Source organism: Noviluteimonas gilva (genome assembly GCF_009740395.1).
Classification (GTDB): domain Bacteria; phylum Pseudomonadota; class Gammaproteobacteria; order Xanthomonadales; family Xanthomonadaceae; genus Noviluteimonas; species Noviluteimonas gilva.
This window is the reverse complement of record NZ_WOXT01000005.1, coordinates 93,567-117,146: the sequence shown is the minus strand read 5'-3', so window position 1 is coordinate 117,146 and position 23,580 is coordinate 93,567. Positions and strand designations below refer to the sequence as shown.

Below are 23,580 nucleotides of genomic sequence, written 5' to 3'. Positions count from 1 at the left end.
TCGAGGCTCGCGCATTGTCGAGCTTGATCGAAGGAGTGAGGCCATGAACCGCATCGCCCTGATGTCGTGCCTGATCGCGCTGGCGTTCGTCCCGGCGGCATGCAATCGCTCTTCCACGGAAACGACACCGGCCGCTGCATCGACCGCGCCGTCACCGGCGGCGGCCGCGGTTGCGAAAGCCGCGGCCTACACCGACCAGGACATCAGCGATGCCTGGATCTACCTGCTCGGTCGCCTGTTGGTGTTGCGCCAGCAGAAGGCCGACCTCGCCGAAGGCTGGAAGTGGAACACGATGATCCATCGCAAACCCGGCGCGGTGGATTGGCCCAATCCCAATCTCGATGTCGCGTACTCCGAGGCGTGGGTCGCGGTCGACGAGAACAACTGCACGCTCGTCACCGTGCCCAAGGTCACCGGGCGCTACTACACCGTGCAATTCCTCAACGGCTGGGGCGAAACGGTTGCGAACATCAACGAGCGGACGCAGGCTGCACATCCGTCTGGCGAGTTCGCCGTCTGCCTGCAGGGCGCGAACGTCAAGCTGCCGGCGAACACCACGCGCATCGATGTCCCCGTGAAATACATGCGCGTGCTCGCGCGCGTCGAGCTCGGCGACAACTGGGACGAGGCGGTCGCGTTGCAGCACAAATTCTCGATGCGTTCGACCGGCGCGCCAACGCCGCCGACGCTGCCCGCGTTCCCGGATTTCGACGTGCAGCATCTGCCCGGCGTGGAAGCGTTCGAATCCGCGCCCGCCGTCCTCGACAGCGAGAAGGACATCAACGCGGGCATGGAAGGCCTCGAAGCGAAGGCGCGCGCGATCGCCGAAGGCATCCGCGATCCGGCCGAGCGCGCACGCGTGGAGAAGGTGGTCCGCGAAAAGGCGCAGGCCGATCTCGCCAAGGCGGGCGCCCTCATCGGCCACGGCACGACGAAGAACGGCTGGGTGCGACCGCACGCCGCGGGCACCTACGGCGACGATTGGCTGGGCCGCACGCTAGTCAACCTCGGTGGCATCTGGGCGAATCGGCTGGACGAAGTCATCTACTACAAGAGCAGCATGGATGGCGACGGTGTGCAGCTCAACGGCGACCACGTCTACACACTGACGTTCCCGAAGGATGCGTTGCCGCCGACGTTCGCGAATTATTTCTGGTCGGTGATCGCGGTGGATCCGATCCACGCGCGCGTCCTGCCGAATCCGAAGAACCGCTTCCTGCTCAATCGCGAATCGGGCCTGAAATACGGCGACGACGGCTCGCTCACGTTGTACTTCGCCGCCGAGAAGCCCGCCGACGCGCCGGATTCGAACTGGCTGCCCACGCCGAAAGGAAAGGACTATCGCCTCACGTTCCGCTTCTACGGGCCGAAGGGTGGCGTCGCCGATGGCACGTACTTCCCGCCGCCGCTCGTGAAGCGTTCCTGATGAAGATGCTCCGGACAGCAGTGTCGCTCGCGCTCGTCGCGACCCTGGCTGCGTGCGCGGGCAGCGCGGTCGAAAGCAACCCGCCACCCGCCGCGGCCGCGCCCGCACCCGCGCCCGTTCCCGAATTGAAACCCGGCGTGCCCGCGGGTTACCTGGGACGCGCGTTGCCCGACAGCCTGGCGTTGGTGCCGCCTCCGCCGGCCGCCAAGTCGCCCGCGTTCGCACAGGACGAAGCGATCCACGCAACGGCGCAGGCCTTGCGCAACGGCCCGCGCGAAACCTTGGCGACATCCGATGCCGATTTGAACTTCCCGCATGCGCCGACTGCATTCGACTGCGCCTTGGACACGCCGATCACGCAAGCGGGCACGCCGCGCCTCTATCTGTTGATGCAACGCACGATGGTGGATGCCGGCATGGCGACGTATCGCGCGAAGGATCACTACAAGCACGAACGCCCGTTCGTGCACTACAACGAAAACACCTGCGCGCCCGGCGATGAAGCGGCGCTGCGCAAGGATGGCTCGTATCCCTCGGGCCACACCGCGATCGGCTGGACGTGGGGCCTGGTGCTCGTGCAGATCGCACCCGAGCGCACCGATGCCTTGCTGGCGCGTGCGCGCGCATTCGGCGAGAGCCGCCTGGTGTGCAACGCGCATTGGCAGAGCGACATCCTCGCGGGGCGCACGGTCGCGGCCGGCACGTTCGCGCGCTTGCAATCGGATGCGACCTTCGCTGCCGATGTCGCGGCGGCGCGCGCGGAAGTCGCGAACGGCGCGCCGGTGGATCAGGCGAAGTGCGAGGCGGAAGCTGCGTTGGTCGGGCCGATCGCCGGGACGCTCTGACGCTTCAGGACGCGCGCACGGCGCGCACCTGCTCCCAATCCAGGCCGAACTTGGCCAGGTACTTGCGCAGCCGATCCGCATCGTTCGTGCTCGCGCGCTGCTGCCGCGAGACCGCGAACAACTCGCGACCCGCCTGCGAAAGCGATTTCGCCTTCGCGCACGCGCGCACGACTTCCTCCAACTGGATGCGGTCGAAGCGATCGAGCGCTTCGGCGCGTTCGCCGAGCAGCGTGTCGAGCACGGAAGGCAGCGCATCCCCCCGCCATTGCCGGCGCAGGCGTCCGATTTCCTCGTCGACGTTCGCGATCTGGATGCGGCCGCCTTCGGCCAGCGTCGCCATGCGCATGATCGACGCGCCCAGGTCGCGGAAGTTGCCGGACCACGCCGCATCGGGGCCGGTCGCGAAGGCGACGTAACGTGTCCGTGCCTCGCGATTGAAGGTTACGCGCGCGTGGTTTTCGCGCGACCAGCGTTCGAGTTCGAAGTCGAGGTTCGGTTCGATGTCTTCGGCGCGCTCGGCGAGGCTGGGCAGCCGATACGTCCATAGATTCAGGCGTGCCAGCAAATCGTCGCGGAAGCGCCCTTGCGCGACGGCGACCTGCAGGTCGCGATTGGTGCCTGCGATCAACTGGAAGTCGCTCTCGACTTCCTTGTCGCTGCCCACGGGCAGGAAGCGCTTCTCCTCGAGGGCGCGCAACAACATCGCCTGTTCGTCCAGGCCCAGCTCGCCGATCTCGTCGAGGAACAACAGGCCGCGATGCGCCGAGCGCAACAGGCCCGCGCGGTCGTTCGCCGCACCGGTATACGCGCCGCGCACGTGGCCGAACAACGCGCTCATCGCGCCATCGCCGCGCAACGTGGCGCAGTTCACTTCCACGAAGCCGCCGGGCAATTGGTGCTTGAGCTTCTTCAGGTCGAACACGCGCCGCGCGAGCTGGCTCTTGCCGGCGCCCGTGGGTCCCATCAACAGCATCGGGGCCTTCGAACGCGTCGCGACGGTTTCGATCTGCTCGATCATGCGGTTGAACGCGGCGTTGCGCGTCGCGATGCCGCTCTTGAGCAGGTCGCGATCGGCGAGTTGCTGCTGCTGGAAACGTTGCGCGATGCGGTCGTAGCGCGACAGGTCCAGATCGATGATCGCGAAGCTGCCCGGCGCATCGCCGCCTTGTTTGCGCGGCGGAGAGGTCTGCAGCAAACGGCCCGGGAAATGCCGGCTTTCGGCGAGCAGGAACCAGCAGATCTGCGTGACGTGCGTGCCGGTGGTGATGTGGACGTAGTAGTCCTCTTCCTCCGGCTGGAAGGGGTAGGCCTGCAGGAAGTCGTGCAGGCTCGCGTACACCGCTTCGAAATCCCAGGGATCGGCGAGGTACACATCGTGCCGGTGCACGTCGGTTTCCGGCGAGGTCTGCGCGATGTCGAGCGCGACTGTATTGGCCAACGCGCTGTAACGGCGCTCGTCGACCAGCAGTTCGAGGCGATCGACCAGGAAGGTCTCGTGCATGCCGAGCGAGACGGTCGGCCGCCATTTTTCCCAGCGCGCCGGGCCGATGCCCGAATCGAGTTGCGTGCCGAGCATGCCGATGACGACCTGGCGCCTGCGCATTAGCGAGTCCTATAAAGCCCGCGCCCAATGTATACGAATTCGATGAATGAGTGCGGCCGTCAAGACTTCGATTCTGATCGCTTTGCGTTTCAGATCAATCACTTGAGGCGATGCCGTCGAGGTTGGCACGGCGATTGCGTTAGGAGAGGGGTCCCGCGGGCAGTTCCCGCAAAGGAAGGTCGACATGGCCAACTCCCAACTCTTCTCCTCGTTGCGCGGCCTGATGGCGCCGTCGGCGACGGCGCGCAACGAATCCGGCGGCCTGGCCTATGCCCGGTCGCCGGAGCAGGCGCTGGCGCTCTACGCCGCGACGGGCTGCCTCAACGGCACGTACTACGCGAGCGACGAGACGCAGCTGTCCACCGTGCTCGCGCTTTGCGAGCAGGTGTCGCCGGCCTTCGTCGCGCGCACTGCGGTGTATGCCCGCCAGGTCGCGCACATGAAGGACATGCCGGCGCTGCTGCTCGCCACCCTGGCCAGCCGCGATGCCGACCTGTTCGCCCGCGTGTTTCCGCGCGTGGTCGACAACGGCCGCATGTTGCGCAACTTCGTGCAGGTGATGCGCAGCGGGCGGACCGGGCGCAAGTCGCTCGGCACCTTGCCCAAGCGACTGGTGCGCGCGTGGTTGGCGCGTGCGTCGTCGGAGCAGATCGTGCAGGCCGCGATCGGCAACGCGCCGTCGCTCGCCGACGTGATCCGCATGGTCCACCCGAAGCCGGCCGACGCCGAGCGTGAAGCGTTGTACGCCTGGGTCATCGGCAAGCCGTTCCGCGAGGACGTGCTGCCGCCGAAGGTCCGCGCGTACGAAGCTTTCAAGCGCGCGCCGCAGGGGGCGTTGCCGGAGGTGCCGTTCCAGTACCTGACGTCGCTGTCGCTGGACGCCGCGCGTTGGAAGACGCTCGCTCGCACGGTGTCGTGGCAGACGCTGCGCATGTCGGTGAACACCTTCGCGCGCAACGGCGTGTTCGATGACGAGGCGACGGTGGCCGACGTGGCCGGGCGTTTGCGCAGCCCGTCGGAGATCGCACGCGCCCGTGTCTTCCCGTACCAGTTGTTGGCCGCGTGCCAGGCCGGTTCGCAGTTGCCGGCGCAGATCTTCGACGCGCTGCAGGAAGCGATGGAAATCGCCACCCGCAACGTGCCGGTGATCGAGGGTCGGGTCGTGGTGGGCGTGGACGTGTCGGGCTCGATGGGCGCGCCGGTCACGGGCTTCCGCAAGGGCGCGACCTCGTCGGTGCGCTGCGTGGATGTCGCCGCACTCATCGCGGCGTGCCTGCAACGCAACAACCCGATGGCGCGGGTGCTGCCGTTCGACACGCAGGTGCATCGCGTGGAATTGAATCCGCGCGACAGCGTGCTCACCCAGGCCGGGCGTCTTGCGGGCGTGGGTGGCGGTGGGACGAGCATCAGCGCGCCGATCGCGCAGTTGAATCGCGAGAAGGCGCAGGCCGACCTCGTCGTGCTCGTGTCCGACAGCGAAAGCTGGCGCGACACGCGCAGCGGCGGTGCGACCGAAACGATGCGCCAGTGGTCGGAGCTGAAGGCGCGTTGCCCGCAGGCGAAGCTGGTGTGCATCGACTTGCAGCCGATCGTCAGCTCGCAGGTCGTGGAGCGCGACGACGTGCTGCACGTGGGCGGGTTCAGCGATGCGGTATTCGAGTTGCTCGCGGTGTTCGCCGCGGAAGGTGCGGGTGCGACCCGTTGGGTCGATCGGATCGCGTCGATCGATCTTTGAACAACACGCGATGCCCGGCCGGCAATGGGGCCGGCCGGGCCCGGAGGAGATCACAAGTGTTTCGCCGCCGGTGGCCGCGAATGCGGATGGAACTACAACAACCCTGTCACGGTCGCCAGGTTCCGTCCATTTCGTCGCGGTCGTCGTCGGTTTTCCTGTTCCATGCGGTGAATGCCGGCGGAACTACATCTGGTGCTTCCGGGTTCGATTCCCGGTTGCTCGGCAGGCAGCGATGCCCGTCGCGCTAAACGTTCCGCCACTTTTGTCACCGCGCCATTTCATTTTTCGGATTAACTTATGAGCATGCAGAACTACGACGTCATCCAGGATCAGGGGTCCGCGCCCATCAAGTTGTGGACGCGCGGCGTGCCGCTGGAGGATGCCGCGCGCGAGCAGTTGCGCAACATCGCCAAGCTGCCCTTCATCCATCGCTGGATCGCGGTGATGCCCGACGTCCACCTGGGCAAGGGCGCCACGGTGGGTTCGGTCGTGCCGACCATCGGCGCCGTCGTTCCCGCGGCGGTGGGTGTCGACATCGGCTGCGGCATGATCGCCGCGCGCACGACGCTGACCGCCTCCGATTTGCCCGACGATCTTGCCGGGCTGCGCAGCGCGATCGAGCGTGCGGTTCCGCATGGGCGTACCGCTGGCCGCGGTGTGCGCGACAAGGGCGCGTGGACGAATCCGTCCGCGCAGGTGGAGCAGGGTTGGTCGACGCTGGTCGATGACTTCAAGGTCATCTGCGACCGTCATCCGCGCCTGAAGAACACCAACAACCTCAACCATCTGGGAACGCTCGGCACGGGCAACCACTTCGTCGAGGTGTGCCTGGACGAGGAGGACCGCGTGTGGTTCATGCTGCACTCCGGTTCGCGCGGCGTGGGCAACGCGATCGGCACGCACTTCATCGAGCTCGCCAAGCAGGACATGCGCCGCTGGATGATCAACCTGCCGGACCAGGACCTCGCGTATTTGCCGGAGGGCAGCGAGCATTACGGCGACTACGTGTTCGCGGTCGACTGGGCGCAGCGTTATGCGCGCACCAACCGCGCGATCATGATGCGCCACGTGGTGCAGGCCGTGCGCGGCGTGATCGACAAGCCGTTCGAGGCGGACGCCGAGGCGGTGAACTGCCACCACAACTACGTCAACCGCGAGCACCACTTCGGCAAGGACGTGCTGGTGACGCGCAAGGGTGCGGTGAGCGCGCGCAAGGGCGAGCTCGGGATCATCCCGGGCAGCATGGGCGCGAAGAGCTTCATCGTGCGCGGGCTCGGCAACGAGGACAGCTTCCACAGCTGCAGCCACGGCGCCGGCCGCGTGATGAGCCGTACCGAGGCCCGCAAGCGCATCAGCGTCGACGACCACGCACGCGCCACGGCGCACGTGGAGTGCCGCAAGGACGCCGAGGTGGTGGACGAGTCGCCGGCGGCCTACAAGCCGATCGAGGCGGTGATGGAGGCGCAGCGCGATCTCGTGGAAATCGTGCACACGTTGCGCCAGGTCGTGTGCGTCAAGGGATGAACGAAAGGGAATGAAGCTTCAGAACGCCACCATGGACATGATCGAACTCGACGGCGTCGCGGGCGGCGGCCAGTTGTTGCGCACCGCGCTGAGCCTGGCGTTGTGCACCGGCACCGCGTTCACGATGCGCAACATCCGCGCGACGCGTTCGCGTCCGGGCCTGCTCCGCCAGCACCTCACGGCGGTGCAGGCCGCGGCCGCGATCGGCAACGCGCGCGTGCACGGTGCGGAACTCGGTGCGACCTCCATCCGGTTCGAACCGGGTGACGTCGCGCCGGGCGATTACAACTTCGCGCTCGGCACCGCCGGTTCCACCATGCTCGTGTTGCAAACCTTGCTGCCGGCGTTGTGGCACGCCGGCGGTTCGTCGCGCCTGCGCCTGGAAGGCGGCACGCACAATCCGATGGCGCCGAGCGCCGACTTCATCGCCGACACTTTCCTGCCCGTGCTTGCGCGGATGGGCGTGCGCGCGACGCTTTCGCTCGAGCGTCCGGGCTTCTATCCGGCCGGTGGCGGCGCGGTGGACGTGGTGGTGGAGCCGTGCGCGTCGATGTCGCAGCTCGTGCTCGACACGCGGGGTCCGCTCGAATCGATCGAGGCGACGGTGCTGTTGTCCGCGTTGGAGGCGAGCATCGGACGTCGCGAACTGGCCGTGCTGGCCGAGCGCTTCGATCTGCCGGAAGACCGTCAGCATTTCCGCAGCGTTCGCCCGGCGATCGGTCCGGGCAACGCGCTGATGGTGCGCGTGCAGCACGCCAGTCACGCCGAAACCTTCACCGGCCACGGCGAGCGCGGCGTGCCCGCCGAAGTGGTGGCCGAGCGACTGGCCAGGCAGGCGCGCGCGTATCTCGACGCGACGACGGCCTGCGTCGGCGAACATCTCGCCGACCAGTTGCTGTTGCCGATGGCGCTGGCCGGCGGTGGGTCGTTCACGACGCACGTGGCGAGCGATCACCTGCGCACGAACGCGACGCTGATCCAGAAGTTCGTCGAAGTGGATATCGACGTGCTGCCGGTCGACGACGCGGCGTGGCGCGTGGTGGTGACCGGCTGACGCCGCGAAACAGTTGCAGGCCACTTTGCCTGTGGCGCTGCCGGATGATACTAAGTCTCCGGCAGCGCCTCGCCGGGGAAGGCGGGGCGTCACATCAGGGGATCGACATGGGGATTCGGCGGGCGGCGCGCAAGCGGCTTCCAGAGAACTTCGAGCCTTCGGGTGTCGACCGAGCGCGCCGCGAGGTGCTGCTGTGACCAACCGCGCCATGGAGATCGCACGTGCACGTGCGCGCCTGTATCGCACGTGGCCGCGCCTGCAGATGAGCGTCATCGTGCTGGTCACCGCCGCGGCGGGACTGTTGTCTTCGTTCGCGCTCCGCGCGGCGGGGATGGACGGGATGCTGCTGCGCTACCCGCTGGCGATCGTCATCGCGTACGCGATCTTCCTTGCGCAGATGTGGATCTGGATTCGCTGGCGCGAGAGTCTGCTCGACGCCGTCGATGCCGGGTCCTTCGAGCCCCGTGGCGGCGGTGATGATTGGGCGGGCGGCGGTGGCAGTTCCGGCGGTGGCGGAAGTTCGGCGTCGTGGGAGTCTTCCCTCGATGCGGGCGCCTCCGCCGACGTCTCCGTGCTCGACGTCGTCGACGGCGATACGGCGCTTCCGTTGTTGGCGATCGTCTTGCTCGTCGTGGTCGCGGCGGTTGCGTTCGTCGCCGCGGGGTGGGTGGTCTGGTCGGCGCCGGCGTTGATGGCCGAGCTGCTCGTCGACGCCGCGATCGGTGCAGGTCTTTATCGACGCGTGCGCGGCATCCAGGCGCAAGGATGGTGGTGGCTGTGCGTGCGCCACACGTTCTGGCCGTTGCTCGTCGTCGTGGTGTTCTTCGCGGCGCTCGGCGGACTCCTGCAATACCTGGTGCCCGACGCGACGACGCTCATGGAAGCGATTCGCGCGCTGTGAAGGAAGCAACGCATGCTTGAGCGCCCCTTCACGTTCAGCTTCCTAATGTCGGCGCGCGTGGGTGCTTTGATTTCACATCGCCCCGGGCGCTAGCATCGATCGCCAGAGAAGAGGAGCTGGTCTTGGCTGAATCGGTTTCCGTTGTGGCGCTGTCGCGTGCGTTGGCCGATTGTTTCGGCTTCGAGGATCTCGTTGCGAAAGTCGCGGGCAGCGCACGCGCGCTGATCGGCTGCGACGGCGCAACCGTCGTGATTCGTCGCGAGGGCAAGTGCCACTACGTCGAAGAAGACGCCATCGGCGCCCTGTGGAAGGGGCAGGCGTTTCCGCTCGGCGATTGCGTGTCGGGCTGGGCGATGACACATCGCCAGCAGGTCGTGATTCCCGACATCCGCAGCGATCCCCGTGTCCCGCTGCAGTTGTACCTGGCCACGTTCGTGCGCAGCATGGCGATGACGCCCATCGAGCGGAACGGCGAGTCGATCGGCGCGATCGGCGTGTACTGGGCGTCGTATCACCAGGCTACGGACAGCGAATTGCTCGCGATGCGTGCGATCGCGCAGAGCGTGGCGCCGGTGTTGCTGTCGGCGCGCTCGGCAGCGATGTCCTGAGGGACGATCCGGTGATCAGGTCGGGGTAAAGGCGCGCGTCGCCTTCTTCTCTTTCTTCTCGTCGCGCTTTTCCTTCATCGTCTTCGCCGGCTTCTTCTTGTCTTCCTTCTTACGATCCATGCCTTTCATTTTCGACTCTCGCTAGATCGGCCCTGCGGATGTGCCGGGCGGGCCGGAGTGGTTTCGGGTGTGGTGGTCTGCAGCTTCTGCAACACGTGCGTCGTGCCCAGCTTTTCGATCTTGCCGCCGTTTTCGCGGAAGTTGTCCATGTCCGCTTCAAGTTGTTCCCGCGAGATCGAGCCCTTGGGCGTCTTGCGGTCGAAGGTTCTGGGCGATGAATTCTGTGAGGCGGTCATGCACGGCTCCTGCCAGGCGGAGCTGCACGGAGGCTCGGGTCACGACGCAGGAACCCCTGCATCGAGTGCAGGCCATCATAGCCTCCCGGGCCCCCTGAACCGTGAAGCCCATCAGGGCGCGGCGGGCATGTCACAGGAACAGGCGAGGGGGGGTGAGCTTCCGGCCCGCCCCCGGTGCGGACCGTCCGGGTGCTTTCGGCGATGACATTCATGGATCGACCGGAATGGGCGGGGAAGGGGGATGGTTTGCCCCACGCCCCAGGCGCGCCGCTTCTTCCAGTGCGATGCCGTGCGCCAACGGATCGGCATGTCGATGCGCGAGGCGCCAGGTGTCGCCGTCGCGGCGATAGACGAGCGTGACGCGCAGCGCCCAGGGTTGCGCCGGCAGTCCGCCGACTTCGACGTCGGCGCGCTCGATCAACGCGAGCACGACCATGTCGTCGGTGGCGAAGGTCTGCACGACTTCCTGTTCGAGCTTGCCGTTGCGGAAGAACTGCCCGATCGACTTCAACTTCTCCGGCGTGTACTGGCCGTGCGACGGCGCGCCGCCGAACGGGGACATCAGGACGAAGTCTTCCGTCAGCGGGCTCAGCGCTTCCCAGCGTTCGACATCGCCTTGCAACAGGGCGGCATTGGCCGCGTGCGAACGTTCGACCAATGTGTTGGTCGACTCGGTGAGCGGCGAACCGGCAATCGCCGGCAGCGCGAATGCGCCTGCGACCAGGGCAGAGGCGACGAGCGCCCGGGAGGTGGAGCGCGACTTGGAACGCGACATCGTGGAACTCCTGCGGCTTGGGGGCGCCGCTTCGGGGTGCCGAAAGCGTGCTCGACGGAGCCTCCTGAATCCAGTGATATGATTTCAGCGACATGCTGAATCAGACTGACCTCGCGCGCGTCGACCTCAACCTGCTGGTGTTGTTCGAAGCGGTGATCGAAACGCTGCACGTCGGGCGCGCCGCCGAGCGCCTGTACGTCTCGCCGTCCGCTGTGAGCCATGGGCTCGGTCGCCTGCGTCGGTTGCTCGACGATCCGCTGTTCCTCAAGACACCGCGCGGCGTGGTGCCCACTGCGCGCGCGCTCGAATTGACCAAGCCCATCGCGGACGTGCTGGCCGGCGTGCGCGGCGTGGTTGCCGCGGCCACGCCGTTCGATCCCGCGACGTCGACGCGTCGGTTCGCCATCGGCGCACCCGATGCGGTGTCGGTCGTGTTCCTGCAACCGCTGCTCGCGGCCGTGCGCGCGAAAGCACCGGGGATCGACCTGACGCTGCGACAGTTGTTGCCGGTGCCCGGCGAATCCGCGCCCGAGCGCGCGTGGCGCGGAGCATTCGCCGACCTCGACGACCGCGCGCTCGACATCGCGATCGTGCCGATGAATGCCGTTCCCGCACGGTTCGATTCGCGCCTGTTGTACGACGAAGACTTCGTCGTCGCCGCGCGTGCGGGACATCCGTTCGCGAAGGCGCCGACGCTGGATCGGTTCTGCGCGATGCACCACCTGGTGACGTCGCTGGGCGGCGATCCGCACGGATTCGTCGATGACGTGCTCGCCAAGCAGGGACGGTCGCGCCGCGTCGCGCTCACCGTTCCGAACTTCATGCTCGCGATGGCGGTCGTGGCCGACAGCGATCTCATCGCGGCGTTGCCGCGCCGCTTCGTCCAATCGCATGGCAAGGCCGCTGGCGTCGTGGCGATCGAACCCCCGATGCCGCTCGGGCAATCCCAACTCAATGCGGTGCTTCCGCGCGCCGCGGCGACCGACCAGGGCCTGGTCTGGCTGGCCGATCGCCTCGTGGACGCGGTAGGGCGCAAACTGTCGACAAGGAAGACACGGAGTCCACATGGAACAGAAGGACTACAGCATCGCGTTCGCGCGACTCAACGGCGGCCTGTCCGCGACGGTGCGGGGTGAGCGGACGCTGGGTAACACCGTCGCCTACTGGGAGCGGATCCTGGAGCAGATCCGCGAACAGCGCCCCAGGTGGGTGTATCTGTGCGATCTCCTGTCCGGCGACGAGCTCGCCATCTCGGAGTGGCGCGCCCTCGTCGAGACGATGAAGGGTCGCGGATTGGAAGGCCTTCGCATCGCGCACGTGAAGCCCAACGGCATGGATCACCTGGAGTATTGCGAAATCTTCGCGCGCGAGGCGGGAATCGATGCGCGCGCATTCTCCGACGCTGGCGTTGCGGATCGATGGTTGCGTTACGGCGTCGACGAAGAGTCGGCATGACGTAAGACATTGTGAGGCGCGAATAAAAAAGGCGGAGCCAGAGGCTCCGCCTTTTTCATCCGCGTCGAACTACCGGCTCAGCGCTGGGACTTGCCCGACGCATCATCGCTCGGTTCTTTGGTTTCGTTCTTCGCGTCGGACTTGGGCTCTTCCACCTTCGCCGGCTGCGCGTCGACCTGGGTCTCGCTCTTCTCGCCGAAGTTGGCCGGCTGGCCGGAGGTCTTGCTGGTATCCGTGCTGTTCGAATTGTTCATGCGTCTCACCTTGGAAGGATCCGTTGGGATCGATTCTTGGCCATGGCCAAAGATGGCCTGCGGAAGCAGGCCTCAGGGCTCAAAGGCGAGGGTGCAATTCGGTGAGTGCCGCCGGACAGACATCCATGCTGTCGGGTGCCCATGCAGAGTGGGCGCGCACCGATGACAGAAGCGTGATCCGACCTTCACGCTGGACGCGGGCTGCTACTGGAACAGGATTTCGCTCAACGCGATCGACACGATCGTCGGCTCGGGCGCCGTGCTTCCATCCGGATTGCGCGGCAGCACCCAACGCCTGGTCGGCACCGGGATGCCCGATACGTCGACATGGTCGGCCGTGTAATGCGCGGCCGCGGTACCGCCCAGAATGTCGGCGCTGTAATCGTGTCGCTTCAGCAATCGATCGGCGTCGAAGTAGAACGTCTGGACCGTGCAGTGGCTGGGAAGGTGGGCGGGCAGGGTGGCCTGCACGCGTCGCCAGCGTTCGCCATTTTCTTCCCAGGGCGAAAGCTCCTCCGTTTGCACGCCGTTGTATGCGAACAGGAACGGTGTGTTGAGGTAAGTCCACATCGCGTAACCGGCGAAATAGGCCAACTGCAACAGCGACCACGGCGTGTCGAGGCCGTGCCCGTCGAACGAACGACGCGGTTCCAGGAGTTCGGCTTCCACGTTCCCGTCGGCGTCCTCGATCGCGACGCGATGCGGTTGGAACGACGTGCGCAAGTGCGGCGCGGTGAACGGGAAATGCGACGCGCGCGGTTCGCGCAAGCTCACGCGTACGAAGATGTCGTCCATGACGCCGGCCTGTTGCTTCAACCCCCACAGCGCACCGCCGACGCCCAGGCGCGCCTCCACCGTGTCGAACCGATTCCAGCGGTCGAGGCCGCCGTAGCGTTCGATCACTTCGTTTGCGAGCGGCGCCATGATCACCCAGCATCATCGCTGGCGGAATGCCGCTTCCGTCATCACCGGATCGGGCGATTGCGCGCACGACCGGCCCGCACTTCTGAATGTAATATCCGGGCGCATCGGCGATGACGGGAGTCCACCATGTTCGCAAGGTTGCTTGTCCTGCTTGGCGCGCTGCTCGTCGTCGGCGATGCGACGGCGCAGGAGGCCGCAAAGCCCGCGCCGACGAAAGTCATGATCGTCGGCACCTTCCACCTGGACAATCCGGGACGAGACGTCTTCAACGTCCAGGTCGACGACGTGCTTGCCAAGAAGCGCCAGGCGGAACTGGCCGACATCGCCAAGGGGCTCGCGCGATTCGAACCCACGCAGGTCATGGTGGAGTGGCCGCAGGCGACGACGGACGAACAGTACGCGAGCTACCGAACCGGCAAGCTCGCGCCTTCGCGCAACGAAGTCGTGCAACTGGGATTCCGGTTGGCGGCGCTGCGTGATCTGGAGCGCGTCAACGGCATCGACGTCGGCGGTGAGTTCCCCTTCGATGCGGTGAAGGAATACGCAAGCACCCATGGCATGCAGCCGCGATTGGATGCGGCCCTCGCCGGCGCAGGGAAGGAAGTGAAGAACCTCAGCGAGCGCGTCGCAAGCGGCAGCCTCGGATCGGTCCTTCGCTACATGAACACGCCGGAGCGCGCGCTGGAGAACCACGGCTTCTACGTGGACATGCTGCGTTATGGCGAAGGCGACACGCAGCCGGGTGCGCGCCTGGTGAGCGCCTGGTATGCCCGCAATCTTTCGATCTGCGCCCGGCTGCTGCAAAGCCTGCCGGAGGGTGGGCGCGCGGTCGTGTTCTTCGGCGAGGGCCACGCCTATCTGTTGCGCCAGTGCATCGTCGAGGCGCCGGGCGTCGAACTGGTCGAGCCGAACGATTACCTGCCGAAGTAGGTCCTCCATTCGGCGCGCACAAAAAAAGCCCGCAACGTGTGCGGGCTTTTTCGTAACGCCTTGAATCGCATGGTGGCCGGGGAGGGAATCGAACCCCCGACACGGGGATTTTCAATCCCTTGTTTTGGAGTCTCACATCGCCCAGTACCGGATCGCATCTCAAGGCAATGCACTGAAATTACTGCAATTTGGCCTCCCAGTGCGTTCCAAGACGATCCATGCGATCCTGATGGAAACGGGCACCGGACGGGCACCAATGAGCGCGAGCAACAGCCGAGGTCGCTTGACGTCGCGGCGCGTGGCTACGCTGCGGGTCGGCGAGAGCGCGGCTGATCCGGCGGCTCGTGGGGCGGGCGTATTACAGGTCCGGCGTCTGGCCAATGGCCCGACGTTTTACTACCGCTACACGGCACCTGACGGCGAGCGCGTGCGTCTCCCGCTGGGGACCGGCCTCAACCTTGCCGATGCGCGGCGCCTAGCCGATGCCCTCTCGCGGCGCTACCAATCTGGAGAGCGGGACCTTCGGGCGGCGATTGACGCCGAGCGCCGGGAAGCGCATCGCCAGCAGGAGGCTGACGCACGTGCGGCCGAGGCCGAAGCGGCTGCGAAGCGCGCCACGCTAGGAGCCGTGCTCGCTGGATACGTCGCGCAGCTCGAACGAGAGGAAAAGGCGAGTGCCGCGGAGGTAAGGCGCGCGCTGTGGCGTCACGTCCATGACGCATGGCCGGTGCTGTGGTTAACCCCTGCCGGACAAATCACTGCGGATGACCTGCTGGCCGTAGTGGCAAAGCCTGCTGATGCCGGGAAGCTGCGCGAGGCTGCGAAGCTGCGTGCATATCTCCGGGCTGCCTACGCAGCGGCGGTGCGTGCGCGCCAGGACGCAAGAGCGCTTCCCGCGCTGCGCGAGCTTCGCGTCACTGCCAACCCCGCGCGGGACCTGGTGACGATTGAGGGCGCATCGCAGGCACGCCAGCGCGCGCTATCGGTTGCGGAACTGCGCGCCTACTGGCGACGCCTGCAGGTGTTGCCGGACCCTGGCGGGGCGTTGCTCCGATTCCACCTCATCACTGGTGGGCAACGAATCGAACAACTTGCGAGACTGACGCTTGACGATCTGGATTCCGACCTGCAAGTAGTGCGCTTGCGCGATACAAAGGGACGCCGACGCCAAGCGCGCCCCCATGACGTGCCGTTGATCGAACAGGCCATCGTTGCCCTTCGCGCGCTTCAAGGCGGAACATTGGGGACGTATTTGTTTACCGTTACCGCAGGCGAGTCAGGTGCCGTGTACGCGACGGTTCATCACCGCTTGCGTTCTGTGGTGGACGCAATGGTAGGGGCAGGCGAACTGGAAAAGGGGCCGTTCACCGTTGGCGACCTGAGGCGAACGGTGGAAACTCGACTTGCTGCCGAGGGGGTAAGCGCTGACGTCCGGGCACAGTTGCAATCGCACGGCCTGAGCGGCGTGCAGGCGCGGCACTACGACCGCCACGACTACCTACCAGAAAAACGCGATGCGTTGGAAACACTACACCGCTTGCTGATAGGCGTATCCGCGAAGGTGACACCAATTCGCAAGCGCAAGGCATAACGAACAGCCGCGCCTAGCCCGACGGGGCGAAAATGCCGTAACCCTGCGGCGCTGGCGCGGCCACTTTTCGGGGGCGCTGGGGCGCGCATGGACGAGCAAGACTTCGCGGATATCGCAAGCAAGGCGAAAGAACTCGGCGTTAGTGAAAGTGTCATTAGGGCCCGCGCCATGAGCGGCCAGATGGACGCATTCGTTTTTCTTCGCGAGCGCGTTGCAGCGACTCAGGAAGAGTTTCTCCCGCCTTGGTCGTATGAGGAGTATCCGAACGTACGTTGGAGGGATCTTGGGACGCCGTATGATCCGAGTGATACATACGAGCACGGCACGCGACACCTAATCGCAGGCAAGAAGCGAACGCTAACCCCGAATCCGCGATATGAGATGACGGGGTGGGTTCGCCTGACGCCGGAGTTTGCGGCCACCGTATTTACAAGGAAGACCCCTGTGAGCCTTCGGGGCTGGCATGTAGCAATTGATGGGCGCGACGATGGATTCACCGCCGTTGAAGTTATCGGGTCTTCAGAATTCCTTGGCGTTGAAACTAGCTACGTGACAAGCTGCCAGAAGGTCGCTTCCGAGGATGTGATGTTCTCATCCGAACAGCCGAAGGAAAGTGTCCGCGCCAATTTGGATGCCAGGCGCGAGAAAAGCCTGTTGAGGATCATTCGTGCTCTCGATGTCATGGCAAAGCTTCCCAACCGGGGTTCGGCTGGCTCAATTGAGAAACAATTGCAGGAACTTGGTTTTAGCGGGCCCAACGACGAAACCATCCGCAAAGTCATTGAGGAGGCCCGGGGCTTGGCCGTGGATGGCTAATAGGGAAAGAGCGGTGTCCTAATCGCCCATCGTGTCGGTCCTGCCACGGCTAAATACAACCCAACACGGCGCGTCAGGGTCGCTGCATTCCGCGGCGTCGCGCGCTGTGAAGGGTGAAATATGCGACATGGCATCCCGACAGCCACCAATGTCCTGCTGCGACTGCCGCAGGTCAAAGCCCGTACCGGGCTATCCCGTTCCGAAATCTACCGCCGCATTTCGTCTGGCGACTTCCCAGCACCCGTCAAGCTGGGCGAGCGTGCCAGCGCATGGCCCGAGAATGAGGTGACCGAATGGTGTGAGGCCCGCATTGCGGCCCGCGATGCAAAGGCGGCGGCATGACGAGCACAAAAAAGAAACGCCACGGCGGCAACCGTGGCGTTTCGGAAAATGCTGGCATTTGCGATGGCAGCGGGAGTGAGCATACCCACGACGACGTCGCTCCGCTATTCCTGGCCCGCGTGACGTTGGATGCTGCGCGGGCGCAACTAGACCGCCTGGACGCGGAGGCAATCGGACTAGCCCAATCAACCGATTCTGCGCACTCTAAAAAGGGCTGGAATTGGGGTGCCGCATGATGCCCCCGCGACTGACCGGCAACCGTTGCCAATGTCCGTCATGCGGCGACTACTTCGGCAGCGTTCGCGGCTTCGACCGTCATCGTATCGGCGCGATCGGTTCGCCCGAACGTCGCTGCCTCAGGGCAGTAGAGATGCTGCGTGCTGGCTGGCGTCGCAGTGAGCGAGGGTTCTTGCTGACACCTGATGCCAGACGTGCCGGGGCTAGCATTTCAAGCCAACGCAAGACCCCGCCCGCTACTGGGGTACAGGGGGTGGTGCCATGAGCCGACGAAGCCGCGAACGGTTCAAGGGGCGACGCGACAGCGGCTGGTTCTTTCGAATGCCCGTGGAAGTGTTGGACAGCCCGGCATATTGCGCGCTGTCCTTCAAGGCGCGTGCGTTGCTGCTGGACCTGGGCGCGCAGTATCGGGGCAACAACAACGGCGACATGGCTGCACCGTGGTCATGGATGAAGATGCGTGGCTGGAAGTCGAAAGACACCCTGCGTCGCGCGCTGCTGGAATTGCTGACGTCCGGGATGATCGAACAGACGCGACAAGGCGGTCTACATTGCCCGACGCTCTACGCGGTGACGTGGCTTGGCATTGACGAATGCGGCGGGAAGTTGGAGGTGCAATCCACTTCCGTTCCGTCCGGTCGTTGGCGACGCCAGGTTGTGAGAGAAGCGGCATGACCGGCATAAACGCGAAGCCCACCCCGACCGTCGGGGCACACTGCCCCGACGATCGTGGGAAGGGTTTGGCCCATAGGTACGAGCATCGGGGCGCACTGCCCCGACCATCGGTCCTAAGTCGCCCAATTCGCCCGCGTGTGCGCCCCGACCATCGGGCTCCTTCTAAGAATCTACCAAGCGGTACGCGCCTGCCGCGACCAATGATCGCGCCATCCGCGATCCCAGCCTTCAACGAAATGAGGCCGCAATGACCAATGGCTACTTGAGCAAGGACCGCGCGTACCTGGCGAGCCTGCAACGCAAGCGCAGGGCCAGTATCCGGCGCTTGGACTACATGCCGGGCGCGGCGGCGCTCGCGATCATTGAAGCGAGGCGAGCGATGGAAAGGTCAGGCAGCGTTGCGGCGACCAATAGCGCCATCCTGGACGCCATCGTTTGCGACTGGGGGCGGCTGACCGGACTAAACAATCAAAAAATAGAGCCGTCCATGACTTCGAGCGCGGGTGCCGGAATTAACAGACGGAAACGCGCGGGCGCGTATGAGTTCGGAGAAGGCTTAGGGCCTCGCGACACCGCACTGACGTGCGCACGAGCGCAAAAGAACGCGCTCGACATGCCGACATGGGCTGACCGGTGGCTAGCTGAGAGCAGGGAGAAGCAAGCCCGGCGGCGCGTACTTTGTGGTGCGAAGCGCCATCGGGATGGACAGCCGTGCAAGGCTCTAAGCGAACCTGGAAAGAAGCGTTGCCGATTCCACGGCGGACGTTCCACCGGCCCGCGCACGCCGGAGGGTAAAGCGCGCGCGCGGGCCAACCTACGGAGGGGGAGGGGGGACCAAAAAGTCAGGGGATGCGATCCGGACACCGGTCGCGCCCAGTCGTCCGGCTAAACCGTGACAATTTTCAATGTCCGCTTTCGGCCAGAAGCGGACATTCGCTCGGCGTTGTGGCGCCGAAGCTTTCAGCGCCGATCAGTACGGAAGAGCCAACGGAACGCACCATACTTTGGTGCCAACAGGCTGGTTCCGCACAAGACACAGCGGGCCCAATCGCCAGCGGCGCCCCCTCCCTCCACGGCCTTCAGGACAGGTCCGCGGAGGTGGCCTCACCCACGTGATCCGCCCCGCGCGCGATCAGATCCACCAGTTCGGCAGTCCAGTCTTCCGCGAACACCTGCATGTGTTGCGAAAGCCAGTCGCTCGATCGTGCATCGGCAGGCAGGGCATACGCCTGCGCGACCCGATCCGCGCGAAGCCTGCGCCATTCCTGCAGCAGCGCGTCTGGTTGTGAGTGGCTGTGCACCAGGCTTTGCAAAATCAGGTGCTGCACCGCCACTTGTGCCTGGAGAATCGCAAGTTCGTCGCGCCAGTTGTCCATGTCCCGCTCCGGGCGATGGTTAATTCGGCTCGTTCCGGGCCGTCGCAAGCGATGCCTGCTGGATCTCGTCGACGACCAGGTCCCACGAGGGCTCGTCGGCGCCGCGCAGGTCTTCCCAGGCTTCAGCGAGCACGGGTTCCAGTTCTTCCCACGTCGCGTGCTCGCACTCCTCCTTGGCCGTACGGATGATTGCCGTCAGCAAGTGGGGATCGGCCGCGTTCGGCAGTGTGTTGAAGTACGACATGGCGCCACCGTTTCATATGCAGAATGGGGTCGTTGCATTCCCTCAGTGCAGGAACCAGGTTTCGCGAACAAAGTCGCGTACGTGTTCCCAGGGCAAACGTTCCCGGAGGGGTGAACGCTCGGTCCACGCCTGGCGGGCTCGCGGCTCCACTTCGTTCCAGCGCAGGCCCCAGCAGAGCTTCTGCAGGAACTTGGCGAAGGACGCGACCTCGGCGGCATCGGAGAGGAGCTCCCTGGTATCCATGGCATCCACCCGGCATAGCGGCCGGCCCACCCTCGTGAGCCGGCCGGAGAAACGCTCACTGCCTGGAGGTTTGGTCCTCAAGCACGCGGCCACCGAGGTGGTTCACTTGGATGCGGCGGGGGGTCGTTTCGGGTCGCTTCGGGATGGACACTTCCAGCACCCCGTTGCGGCCTTGCGCCGAAATGCCCTGGGCATCGGCGCTACCTGGCAAGGCGAATCGCCGATGGAAGACCCCGTAGCTGCGCTCGATGCGCGAGAAGCGATTGGTGCGAGATGCAGTCTCGCTTTTGCGCTCGCCCTTGATGGTGAGGATGCCGTCGTCCATCGAGACCTCGATGTCGGCAGGCTCCATGCCCGGCAAGTCGGCGAGCAGGACGAACCGCTCGGGCTCCTCGAGGACGTCCACGCGCGGTGTCCATTGACTGGTGACGATGGAGCTGTCGTCGGAAGCGTCCTGTTCGAACCTGCCGCCTTCGAACATGCGGTCGACGACGCGGCGAAGTTCATTGTGCAAGTTGAGGCCCGTGGTCCAATCAGTCTGACGAACCATGTTCATGGCAAGTCTCCGAATTTTCCTGTGTTGATCCTGGTGGCGACGGGGGTTCCGTCGCGCGGGAAAATACCAATTCCGCTGCGAGTTTCAAGCCATCGGCGATGAGCGTTCTCAGGAAAAATTCAGGCAGATTTTTGCGGCGCACAATGCGGCGATGAGCCTCGGGAATCTGCTGAACACGCCAGCAGCCAGGGCTTGCCAAGCGTAAAATTCCGTCCGGCAAAATTTCGCCTAGCGATCAATGGCTGGCCCGTACAGGGGCTCTACACAACTGACGTAGCTGGAGACGCCAGCGCCGCGCGAACTAAGTATCGCGTTCGCGCCGATCCTCGAGACCCCGCCCTGCGCGGGGTTTCGTTTTTTCGTTTTTCAGTCACCTCATGGGGGGTAAATCGTTCCGGCAAACCCCGACGCGCTCAAGGATGTGCGCCAGGCGAGAATTGTCGACAGACACGCCGAATGTCCACGGTCATGCCGAATGTCCGCTATGGGTCGAAAGCGGTCACTGGGAGGCACGGTCGGTCACGGGGGTGACGGGCTGGCGGCGGAATGTCCGCTAACGACCCAAAGCGGACATTCCGTAGTCTTTGCCCATAACGCAGCGGCCCCGGCCCGGTGGGTCCATACTTACATTGTCACAAGCCATCCCCTACAAGGGGGATTCAGCCATGTCCTTCGATTTCGACGCGTTGCTTGAGGGCGTAGCTTGGGAAAGCACGCCATTGAGCGACCGTCGAACGTGGCCGCGGTCGCTCCAGACCGTACTTGCGCTTCTTCGGAAAAGCCAGCGTCCGCAGTATCTCGTTTGGGGACCGGACTACCGTTTTTTTTATAACGAAGCCTTCCTCCCGGTCATTGGGATCAAGCATCCCGCTGGCTTCGGAATGCCGATGCCCGATGTATGGCCCGAAGTGTGGGAAGACATCGAGCCGTTAGTGTCCAGCACCATTCGTGACGGCGTATCCCACTATTACGAGGACATGCCGTTCGTTCTTCAGCGAAATGGTTACGACGAACTGACGTATTTCAGTTTCTCCTACACGCCGGTGCAGGATGACGAAGGGAAAGTCGCGGGGCTGATGTGCGTGCTGAGCGAACGCACGCGCGAACTGCTCGCGCAGGCGAATCGAAGGTCCGAACTGGAGCGCTTGCGCCGACTGTTCCGCCAAGCACCGGGGTTCATGTGCGTCACCGAAGGGGCCTCGCACGCGTACGCACTCGTGAATACCGCTTACGAACAACTGGTAGGCCATTCGGACAGCGAGGTGATCGGGCGCAATGTCTCCGAGGTGCTCCCCGAGGTTGAGGACCAGGGCTACATCGCGTTGCTCGATAACGTGTTTTCGCAGGGTGAATCATTCGTCGGACGCGCGATGCCGGTCCGGTTGCAGCGCAACGCTGGCGCCGCGGAGACCTATTACGTGGACTTCGTCCACCAACCTATCTTCGACGAGGACGGCGGCGTTTGGGGCGTCTTCACCCAAGGCTCGGACGTGACTGAGCGCGTGTTGGCCGAAGCCGAGCTTCGCTCCACCGGACATGCGCTGCAGGAAGCCAACGAACGGAAGGATCAATTCCTAGCGGTCCTGGGCCATGAGCTGCGCAACCCGCTTGCACCGATCCACAACGCGGCGCACGTTCTGCGCCATCTAGTCGGCGACAACGCGTCGGCGCTCAAGTGCGTGGACGTCATCACGCGCCAAGTACAGCAAATGTCGAGCCTCGTCGAAGACCTCGTGGACATCGCACGGATTAGCCACGGGCTCCTGACGCTCAAGCGCGAGCGCATGGACTTGAACTTAGTTATGCGGGAGGCCGTCGAACAGGTGCGTCCCAAGGCGAGCGAACGCGGCCATGATGTCCGCTCCATGGCCATGGATGTACCCGCATATGTCGTCGGGGATCGCCACCGAGTGAGGCAGGCCATCACAAACCTACTATCCAATGCGATCCGCTACACACCGCGCGGCGGGGTTATCGAGGTAGAGATAGCGCAATGCGGTGAGGACATCCGCGTCGACGTCTCCGACAATGGCGAGGGTATTGCGCCAGAACTCATGCCGAATCTGTTCGAACAGTTCGCACAGGAAAAGCGCTCAGCCGATCGCGGCGGTGGATTGGGTGTCGGCCTGCCACTCGTGAAGGCATTGATGGATGCTCACGGCGGGCGAATCCAGGTGGTTAGCGAAGGGCGCGGCAAGGGAAGCCGCTTCAGCCTTCTTTTTCCGACGGACAGGACGGATGCTCAGTAGGTGGGCTCTCAGCGTAATGACCTACCACCGTTTTTTGGCCCTGTCGTGCGCGTTCATGTGCTACCGCCCTTGTTGCGCGCATGTTGCACATTGGTCCCCGAGCAGGTCATCGCAGTGGCGCATCAAATCATAGTCGGGCCGGAGTTCGTCGAAGTCGTGCATACCGGCGAAGTTCGCTACGCCGATCGGGTTTCCGCCTTGGCTGCCCTCAAGGCCGAAAGTGTGAGTGAGCGCCTTCCGGTCTTGATAAATTTTTTGGACGCATCGTTGGTGGTGGGGCGCGAAGACCGCGAGCCGGACGATCAAGCTCGGGTGGACTACATGGCCCGTGCAATCATCGATCAGTTCTTCTGCCACCGGGGCGTGGCCATGGTCGGAATTTCGAGTCTCGACGCTAAGCCCGCCGCCACAGCAGCACTAGTGCGAAATATCCCCTTCCAAGTATTTGAGCGTCGCGAGCAGGCGGTCGTTTGGCTCGCTAATTTGGGCTAGGCGAATGTCCGCTTCTGGCCGAAAGCAACATGAGCTAGCGCGGACCCTCAGTTCTCTGCTGCGTTTTGGCCGCGCGCCACGCCGCGTAGATGGCCGGGCGCGCCTCGTACCACGACTTGCCGTCGCCTAGATCCAACCACAAGGCTTCAAGTGTTGGGGCAACTTCTGCCCAGTCCTGCCTGACGGAAGCTTTCCCCGCAGACTGGCCAATTCGCCAGGCTAAGTCCCACTGCTCCCCGTAGAAGGACTGCTCCGGATCGAACCAAGTCAAATCCTCATGGCTCTGCATGGTCGCCCCTTGGGATTCACCCGAGGTCAACGGCCTGTAAAGGCTAAAGCGGTCTTGACCGACAACCCCGTGGGGCCTTG

26 protein-coding genes are annotated in these 23,580 nt (G+C 64.7%); 17 read left to right on the top strand and 9 right to left on the bottom strand.

What is annotated here, in order from left to right:
• Nucleotides 1–43: 43 nt before the first annotated feature.
• A complete protein-coding gene (locus tag GN331_RS14710; protein WP_197427166.1) occupies nt 44–1,426 on the top strand; it encodes a DUF1214 domain-containing protein in 1,383 nt (460 codons plus the stop codon).
• Complete coding sequence (locus GN331_RS14705) at nt 1,426–2,271, top strand: acid phosphatase (RefSeq protein WP_197427165.1); 846 nt, start codon at nt 1,426–1,428, stop codon at nt 2,269–2,271. Before GN331_RS14710 ends, GN331_RS14705 begins: the two co-directional genes overlap by 1 nt.
• A gap of 4 nt (nt 2,272–2,275) precedes the next feature.
• Here GN331_RS14705 and rtcR read toward each other — a convergent pair whose 3' ends face one another.
• Nucleotides 2,276–3,874 (bottom strand): RNA repair transcriptional activator RtcR, encoded by a 1,599-nt coding sequence (rtcR, locus tag GN331_RS14700; protein WP_156643050.1) that lies wholly within the window; start codon nt 3,872–3,874, stop codon nt 2,276–2,278.
• Nucleotides 3,875–4,058: 184 nt separating this feature from the next.
• Between rtcR and GN331_RS14695 the strand changes: the two genes are divergently transcribed.
• From GN331_RS14695 to GN331_RS14675, 5 genes are all read left to right on the top strand, one after another.
• Nucleotides 4,059–5,609, top strand: coding sequence for a VWA domain-containing protein (locus GN331_RS14695; protein ID WP_156643049.1), 1,551 nt, complete (start codon nt 4,059–4,061; stop codon nt 5,607–5,609).
• 297 nt (nt 5,610–5,906) lie between these two features.
• Complete coding sequence (locus GN331_RS14690; protein WP_156643048.1) at nt 5,907–7,133, top strand: RtcB family protein; 1,227 nt, start codon at nt 5,907–5,909, stop codon at nt 7,131–7,133.
• A 31-nt stretch (nt 7,134–7,164) separates the two neighbouring features.
• Entirely contained in the window at nt 7,165–8,187 is a 1,023-nt protein-coding gene (gene rtcA, locus GN331_RS14685) for an RNA 3'-terminal phosphate cyclase (protein ID WP_156643047.1), read from the top strand.
• Between the two features lie 208 nt (nt 8,188–8,395).
• Nucleotides 8,396–9,088: a hypothetical protein gene (locus tag GN331_RS14680; protein ID WP_156643200.1), complete on the top strand. Its 693-nt coding sequence runs from the start codon at nt 8,396–8,398 to the stop codon at nt 9,086–9,088.
• A gap of 122 nt (nt 9,089–9,210) precedes the next feature.
• Nucleotides 9,211–9,696 (top strand): GAF domain-containing protein, encoded by a 486-nt coding sequence (locus GN331_RS14675; RefSeq protein WP_197427164.1) that lies wholly within the window; start codon nt 9,211–9,213, stop codon nt 9,694–9,696.
• Between the two features lie 125 nt (nt 9,697–9,821).
• On the opposite strand, the gene GN331_RS14670 is transcribed toward GN331_RS14675, so the two are convergent.
• Together GN331_RS14670 and GN331_RS14665 are read right to left on the bottom strand one after the other, a co-directional pair.
• Nucleotides 9,822–10,052 (bottom strand): hypothetical protein, encoded by a 231-nt coding sequence (locus tag GN331_RS14670; RefSeq protein WP_156643045.1) that lies wholly within the window; start codon nt 10,050–10,052, stop codon nt 9,822–9,824.
• Between the two features lie 208 nt (nt 10,053–10,260).
• Nucleotides 10,261–10,827: a YybH family protein gene (locus GN331_RS14665; protein WP_156643044.1), complete on the bottom strand. Its 567-nt coding sequence runs from the start codon at nt 10,825–10,827 to the stop codon at nt 10,261–10,263.
• A 92-nt stretch (nt 10,828–10,919) separates the two neighbouring features.
• On the opposite strand from GN331_RS14665, the gene GN331_RS14660 reads away from it, so the two are divergent.
• Together GN331_RS14660 and GN331_RS14655 are read left to right on the top strand one after the other, a co-directional pair.
• Complete coding sequence (locus tag GN331_RS14660; protein ID WP_156643043.1) at nt 10,920–11,963, top strand: LysR family transcriptional regulator; 1,044 nt, start codon at nt 10,920–10,922, stop codon at nt 11,961–11,963.
• Entirely contained in the window at nt 11,893–12,282 is a 390-nt protein-coding gene (locus GN331_RS14655) for a hypothetical protein (protein WP_156643042.1), read from the top strand. The genes GN331_RS14660 and GN331_RS14655 overlap by 71 nt, the downstream gene beginning before the upstream one ends.
• A gap of 77 nt (nt 12,283–12,359) precedes the next feature.
• On the opposite strand, the gene GN331_RS14650 is transcribed toward GN331_RS14655, so the two are convergent.
• Together GN331_RS14650 and GN331_RS14645 are read right to left on the bottom strand one after the other, a co-directional pair.
• Nucleotides 12,360–12,536: a hypothetical protein gene (locus GN331_RS14650; protein ID WP_156643041.1), complete on the bottom strand. Its 177-nt coding sequence runs from the start codon at nt 12,534–12,536 to the stop codon at nt 12,360–12,362.
• A gap of 204 nt (nt 12,537–12,740) precedes the next feature.
• Complete coding sequence (locus tag GN331_RS14645) at nt 12,741–13,460, bottom strand: hypothetical protein (RefSeq protein ID WP_156643040.1); 720 nt, start codon at nt 13,458–13,460, stop codon at nt 12,741–12,743.
• A 126-nt stretch (nt 13,461–13,586) separates the two neighbouring features.
• Here GN331_RS14645 and GN331_RS14640 point away from each other — a divergent pair, with 126 nt between their 5' ends.
• From GN331_RS14640 to GN331_RS17045, 6 genes are all read left to right on the top strand, one after another.
• On the top strand, nt 13,587–14,390 hold the full coding sequence (locus tag GN331_RS14640; RefSeq protein WP_156643039.1) for a DUF5694 domain-containing protein: 804 nt from the start codon (nt 13,587–13,589) through the stop codon (nt 14,388–14,390).
• 199 nt (nt 14,391–14,589) lie between these two features.
• A complete protein-coding gene (locus GN331_RS14635) occupies nt 14,590–15,981 on the top strand; it encodes a tyrosine-type recombinase/integrase (RefSeq protein WP_156643038.1) in 1,392 nt (463 codons plus the stop codon).
• An 87-nt stretch (nt 15,982–16,068) separates the two neighbouring features.
• Nucleotides 16,069–16,797: a hypothetical protein gene (locus GN331_RS14630; RefSeq protein ID WP_156643037.1), complete on the top strand. Its 729-nt coding sequence runs from the start codon at nt 16,069–16,071 to the stop codon at nt 16,795–16,797.
• Between the two features lie 120 nt (nt 16,798–16,917).
• Nucleotides 16,918–17,139 (top strand): helix-turn-helix transcriptional regulator, encoded by a 222-nt coding sequence (locus GN331_RS14625; protein WP_156643036.1) that lies wholly within the window; start codon nt 16,918–16,920, stop codon nt 17,137–17,139.
• Nucleotides 17,140–17,697: 558 nt separating this feature from the next.
• Complete coding sequence (locus tag GN331_RS14620; protein ID WP_231734527.1) at nt 17,698–18,051, top strand: hypothetical protein; 354 nt, start codon at nt 17,698–17,700, stop codon at nt 18,049–18,051.
• A gap of 247 nt (nt 18,052–18,298) precedes the next feature.
• Nucleotides 18,299–18,940, top strand: a complete 642-nt coding sequence (locus tag GN331_RS17045; protein WP_425489301.1) for an HGGxSTG domain-containing protein — start codon at nt 18,299–18,301, stop codon at nt 18,938–18,940.
• A 190-nt stretch (nt 18,941–19,130) separates the two neighbouring features.
• Here GN331_RS17045 and GN331_RS14615 read toward each other — a convergent pair whose 3' ends face one another.
• From GN331_RS14615 to GN331_RS14600, 4 genes are read right to left on the bottom strand one after another with little or no spacing between them, the layout of a single operon-like run.
• Nucleotides 19,131–19,427: a hypothetical protein gene (locus GN331_RS14615; protein ID WP_156643034.1), complete on the bottom strand. Its 297-nt coding sequence runs from the start codon at nt 19,425–19,427 to the stop codon at nt 19,131–19,133.
• Between the two features lie 19 nt (nt 19,428–19,446).
• Entirely contained in the window at nt 19,447–19,671 is a 225-nt protein-coding gene (locus tag GN331_RS14610) for a hypothetical protein (protein ID WP_156643033.1), read from the bottom strand.
• Between the two features lie 42 nt (nt 19,672–19,713).
• A complete protein-coding gene (locus GN331_RS14605; RefSeq protein ID WP_156643032.1) occupies nt 19,714–19,914 on the bottom strand; it encodes a hypothetical protein in 201 nt (66 codons plus the stop codon).
• Between the two features lie 55 nt (nt 19,915–19,969).
• Nucleotides 19,970–20,470, bottom strand: a complete 501-nt coding sequence (locus GN331_RS14600; RefSeq protein WP_156643031.1) for an Hsp20/alpha crystallin family protein — start codon at nt 20,468–20,470, stop codon at nt 19,970–19,972.
• A gap of 665 nt (nt 20,471–21,135) precedes the next feature.
• Here GN331_RS14600 and GN331_RS14595 point away from each other — a divergent pair.
• Both GN331_RS14595 and GN331_RS14590 read left to right on the top strand, forming a co-directional pair.
• Nucleotides 21,136–22,719: a sensor histidine kinase gene (locus GN331_RS14595; RefSeq protein ID WP_156643030.1), complete on the top strand. Its 1,584-nt coding sequence runs from the start codon at nt 21,136–21,138 to the stop codon at nt 22,717–22,719.
• Nucleotides 22,720–22,833: 114 nt separating this feature from the next.
• Nucleotides 22,834–23,211, top strand: a complete 378-nt coding sequence (locus GN331_RS14590) for a hypothetical protein (RefSeq protein ID WP_156643029.1) — start codon at nt 22,834–22,836, stop codon at nt 23,209–23,211.
• The last annotated feature ends 369 nt before the right edge of the window (nt 23,212–23,580 follow it).

Bases quoted from the DNA above. Each gene is read 5' to 3' on its own strand.
- GN331_RS14595 (WP_156643030.1), top strand. From the start codon at position 21,136: ATGTCCTTCGATTTCGACGCGTTGCTTGAGGGCGTAGCTTGGGAAAGC.
- GN331_RS14645 (WP_156643040.1), bottom strand. From the start codon at position 13,460: ATGGCGCCGCTCGCAAACGAAGTGATCGAACGCTACGGCGGCCTCGAC.
- GN331_RS14705 (WP_197427165.1), top strand. From the start codon at position 1,426: ATGAAGATGCTCCGGACAGCAGTGTCGCTCGCGCTCGTCGCGACCCTG.
- GN331_RS14640 (WP_156643039.1), top strand. From the start codon at position 13,587: ATGTTCGCAAGGTTGCTTGTCCTGCTTGGCGCGCTGCTCGTCGTCGGC.
- GN331_RS14670 (WP_156643045.1), bottom strand. From the start codon at position 10,052: ATGACCGCCTCACAGAATTCATCGCCCAGAACCTTCGACCGCAAGACG.
- GN331_RS14650 (WP_156643041.1), bottom strand. From the start codon at position 12,536: ATGAACAATTCGAACAGCACGGATACCAGCAAGACCTCCGGCCAGCCG.
- GN331_RS14625 (WP_156643036.1), top strand. From the start codon at position 16,918: ATGCGACATGGCATCCCGACAGCCACCAATGTCCTGCTGCGACTGCCG.
- GN331_RS14615 (WP_156643034.1), bottom strand. From the start codon at position 19,427: ATGGACAACTGGCGCGACGAACTTGCGATTCTCCAGGCACAAGTGGCG.
- rtcR (WP_156643050.1), bottom strand. From the start codon at position 3,874: ATGCGCAGGCGCCAGGTCGTCATCGGCATGCTCGGCACGCAACTCGAT.
- GN331_RS14620 (WP_231734527.1), top strand. From the start codon at position 17,698: ATGCCCGTGGAAGTGTTGGACAGCCCGGCATATTGCGCGCTGTCCTTC.
- GN331_RS14710 (WP_197427166.1), top strand. From the start codon at position 44: ATGAACCGCATCGCCCTGATGTCGTGCCTGATCGCGCTGGCGTTCGTC.
- GN331_RS14610 (WP_156643033.1), bottom strand. From the start codon at position 19,671: ATGTCGTACTTCAACACACTGCCGAACGCGGCCGATCCCCACTTGCTG.
- GN331_RS14660 (WP_156643043.1), top strand. From the start codon at position 10,920: ATGCTGAATCAGACTGACCTCGCGCGCGTCGACCTCAACCTGCTGGTG.
- GN331_RS17045 (WP_425489301.1), top strand. From the start codon at position 18,299: ATGACCAATGGCTACTTGAGCAAGGACCGCGCGTACCTGGCGAGCCTG.
- GN331_RS14665 (WP_156643044.1), bottom strand. From the start codon at position 10,827: ATGTCGCGTTCCAAGTCGCGCTCCACCTCCCGGGCGCTCGTCGCCTCT.
- GN331_RS14695 (WP_156643049.1), top strand. From the start codon at position 4,059: ATGGCCAACTCCCAACTCTTCTCCTCGTTGCGCGGCCTGATGGCGCCG.
- GN331_RS14690 (WP_156643048.1), top strand. From the start codon at position 5,907: ATGAGCATGCAGAACTACGACGTCATCCAGGATCAGGGGTCCGCGCCC.
- rtcA (WP_156643047.1), top strand. From the start codon at position 7,165: ATGGACATGATCGAACTCGACGGCGTCGCGGGCGGCGGCCAGTTGTTG.
- GN331_RS14655 (WP_156643042.1), top strand. From the start codon at position 11,893: ATGGAACAGAAGGACTACAGCATCGCGTTCGCGCGACTCAACGGCGGC.
- GN331_RS14605 (WP_156643032.1), bottom strand. From the start codon at position 19,914: ATGGATACCAGGGAGCTCCTCTCCGATGCCGCCGAGGTCGCGTCCTTC.
- GN331_RS14600 (WP_156643031.1), bottom strand. From the start codon at position 20,470: ATGAACATGGTTCGTCAGACTGATTGGACCACGGGCCTCAACTTGCAC.
- GN331_RS14680 (WP_156643200.1), top strand. From the start codon at position 8,396: ATGGAGATCGCACGTGCACGTGCGCGCCTGTATCGCACGTGGCCGCGC.
- GN331_RS14630 (WP_156643037.1), top strand. From the start codon at position 16,069: ATGGACGAGCAAGACTTCGCGGATATCGCAAGCAAGGCGAAAGAACTC.